The organism is Streptomyces sp. NBRC 110028, from assembly GCF_001417735.1.
In the GTDB taxonomy this organism is placed as follows: Bacteria; Actinomycetota; Actinomycetes; order Streptomycetales; family Streptomycetaceae; genus Streptomyces.
On sequence record NZ_BBUZ01000025.1, the window covers coordinates 490,628 to 494,387 of the forward strand.

The following is a 3,760-nucleotide window of genomic DNA, read 5'->3' on the forward strand; positions in this document are numbered from 1 at the left end:
CTCACCGCGCCGACAAGGCGCGGGTACCGGTGAGCGATCACACCACGGGGGAGGTGTCCGCGGCTCCCGTGCCGGAGGCCGCGAGTCCGCGGCCGCGGACCTTGCGGTCGTCCGGGCCGGCGGTGCCGGCTCCGGCGGGGCGTGTGTTCACGGTGCGGTTCGACGCGGGGTCGACCATGGTGTCCGAGGACGATGTGGCGGACATCGAGGATCTGGCGCGTGAGGTGGCGTCTTCGGCGCTGGCGGACTGGCGGGCGGGGCGGCCGTTGCCGTCGGGTGTGGTCACCGGCTTCGGCGAGGGTCCGGCCATGCGGGCGCGGGAGATGGGGCAGGAGCGGGCCGAGACGGTCCTCGAATGGTTCACCGACTCCCTCGACGAGGCGCTGGCCGGGCTGCAGCGGGGTGTGCCGGAGGCCGGCCGGCTCACCGCGGCGCACTTCGGGTTCACCGCCCGCAGCCGTGGCGAGGGCATGGCGGCCGCTGACGCGGATCCGGACGCGTCGCGGCGGACGACGATCGAACTCACCAGGCCGGTGGAGGAGCTGACGGCGCCGGCGGCGTTCGCCGAGCCGGATCTGTTCCCCTCCGGGAGCGACACCGATACCGACTCCGACTCCGACACCGACTCCGACTCCGGCTCCGATGTCGACTCCGTCTTCGACTCGGCCTCCGTCTCCGACACCGACTCCGTCTCCGACACCGAGCCCGACTCCGACACCGAGTCGTCCGCCGCCCCCGCCGATGTGCCGGACGCCAAGGCGCGGCCCCGGGTACGGCCACGGCCCGAGCACGAGCAGAGCACCCGGGCATCGTCCGGGCAGCCGATGCCGGGACTGGGCGGCCAGACCTCACTGCCGGTGCACACCGCGCCGGTGACGAGCCCGGCCGCCGGCTCCGGCCCCCCCGCGATCCGGGCGACCCGGCTGCCCTTCGAGCCGAACGGCACCGACCTGCCCGAGGACACCGAGGAGGCGCTGGAGAAGCTGGCCCACCAGGTGGCCCGGGAGGTTCTGCAGAGCAAGGACCCCCATCTGCCCTACGTGCTCTTCACCGGGTACGGAGAGGGCAACACCGACGCGGAGGCGGAGGCCGAGGGCGGGACACGCGCGACCAACGCGTCCGTCGCGTTCCGGGCGAGCCTGGACGCCGAACTGAGCCGCCGCCAGACGAACGTCCCCCCCGACAAGCGGCTCACGGTCAATGACTTCACCATCCAATGGGACAGTCGCGGCCGGAATGCCGGGCTCGCCACGGGCGCGGAGGCGGAGGCGCTGCGCCGTCAGGTGACGGTCGAGGTGATACGGCCGCTGGAGCTGCTGAACGACCTGGCCGACGCCGACCCCGAGCTGCGGGACGCGGGGCTCGACACGGACGATCTGGTCCGCGGCATCCTCCACCGCGGCGAGAACGCCCTGGTGAACCACAACGAACGCAGGCGGGCCGCCGCGCTGATCTTCGACGCGTACACGGACGGCTGGGCGGACAGCCTGGGGGCGCTGGGCGCGTACCACGCCTTCGTGAAGGGATTGATCTCCAGGCAGCGGGCCCGTCACTTCACGGTGAACGGCCAGCGCGTCGCGGGTATCAACTGGAGCCCGGCGGCAGAGGTCGTCGGACTGGACGTCAGCGGGGTCGACATCCTGCGGGAACGTCCCGGTGGCGGGTTCGACAAGGTCGGCGGGGGGCCGGCCCCGTGGGGACCGGGCTGGTTCCCGTACACCGTGGTGGCCGAGGGCGGCCACGACCGCGTGACGGCGAGGTGGCCGGACGGTACGGCACGCGACCTGACCCCCGACGAGTTCGTCGAACTGGTCGCGGCCGACCTGGACGGAGCACCTCCGGGCATCCCGATCGTGCTGGCCATCCCCCAGGGCGGGGACCGGGGTCTGGACCTGCCGCGGAAGCTGGCGGACCGGACGGGCAAGACGGTGTGGTCGCACAGCGGACGCGTCACGACCCACGAGACCGTGCCGGGGACACGCCGCATCGCCGTGGTCCACCGGCAGGGCCACATCAAGGGCGACTGGATCCCCAGCCTGCCCGGAAAGGCGCCCGCCAGACCCGCGGACACCCCCAGCTGGTGGCGCAAGGTGCTCAACCGGACCCTCGTCGGCCCGGACGGGCGGCGCATCGGACGCGCCGCGCACTCCGGGCGCGACTCGATCAGGATGGAAGTGACCCAGCGTCTGCTCGCCACGATGACGCACTACCTCCACTACAACGTCGCCACGCGGAAGTACGTCAGCGGGCCGCTCCCGCTGCCGCGCCCGGGCGGGCCAGGGGTGCGGAGGTACTACTTCGACGCGCACGGTGGGCCCGGCGTCATCTTGTTCCCGATGGAGGACGGCACCACGCACCAGGCCTGGGGCAAGGAGGGGGCGCGGTACATCGCGCGCCGCAGGAGCGTGCAGGAGCTCGGCAAGGACGACTGGATCGAGCTGGTGGTCTGCTGGGCCGGTTCGCCCCGGCACCGTGGCGTGGACGAAGAGTACGACCGCGGCTTCTCGGATTCCTTCCCCAGCTCGTTCGTTCCCGATCCGCTCGCCGATGTCGCCATCGGGCAGCATGTCGCGAACGAGACCCGGAAGAAGGTCAACTGCACCGTCTTCAAAGACGCCACGTCGTACCACCAGGGCAAACCGATCCGGTCCCTGCACACCGACTCCCAGGGGCGGCGGGGGGCGTTCGCGCAGTTCTTCCCGGAGCCGGACGTCGAGGAGCTGGACCGGCGGGCGCGGGCGATCGGGTATCACACGGGTCCGGGGCCGGTGTCGGAGGAGGCCAGGGCGGCGACGCTGCGGCTGGTGCGGGCGCTGCGGCTGACGCTGGGCCAGGAGATCGACGACGACGTCCGGATCGAGGAGAACGCGGAGTACGCGGAGCTGCTGCGCGGGGCCGCTGCGCTGGACCGGATGTGGCACGCCGACGGCCGGTTCTCCGACGCGGGCCCGTTCACGCTGGACCTCTTCGAACGGATCGTCGCGGCGACGCTGCCCGCGGGCACACAGGCGCGCCAGGACGACTTCCGGAACGTGCTGAAGCGGGCGGCCACCGCCTCCCTCGGAACCAGGCTCGCCGACTTCGTGACGCTGCCCTCGTCACTGGAGGACGCGGCCGACTGGATCGACACCACGGACATCCCCGGCGAGGCCGTCGACGCGCTGAAGCTGGACGATCCCGGCGACGTGGGCACGCCCGAGTGGTCCCGCATGTTCTGGGCCCGGGTCAAGGCGCTGGAGGCGTGGCACGGGTCCCGCCTCGACGGGATCACGGCGCGCCTGCACGACCTGCCCCCGGGCGCCCAGGTGACCGACGCGCAGCGCGACGTCGCCCGGAACCACGTCACGACGGCGTTCGCCCGCGGGCTCGACGGAGCCGACGCGGATGTGATGGTCGCGTTCCTCCTCGACGGCGACGGTGCCCTGTCGGACGACACCATCCTGCCCATGCCCGACGACCCGGCCATGGTGTCCGGACGGGACTACCTGGGGACCCTGAACGGCACGGCCCCGGATCTGTCGAAGGTCCAGACCCCCTCGGGGCCGGAGGACGCCCCGTGGGCGAGGAAGAAAAAAACCCCGAGCCGGATCCGTACACGCTGCACGCCAAGGTGGACCCGAACGCCCCGGGCCGGGTGCTCATCACCTTCGATTCCTTCACCGGCGCCCGCCTCACCAGGAGTCTGTCCTCCCGGGAGTTCGCCGAGCTGCTGGCGCGCGACGAAGACCTGCTCGAAGAGCGACTGGACGTTCCGGTCCGG

At 72.4% G+C, this 3,760-nt stretch carries 1 protein-coding gene; it reads left to right on the plus strand.

Annotated features, from left to right (window positions below; translation table 11 throughout):
- Positions 1-176 precede the first annotated feature (176 nt).
- A partial coding sequence (locus ASC60_RS39215) for a lonely Cys domain-containing protein (protein ID WP_159043268.1) occupies positions 177-3,760 on the plus strand: 3,584 nt, incomplete at its 3' end.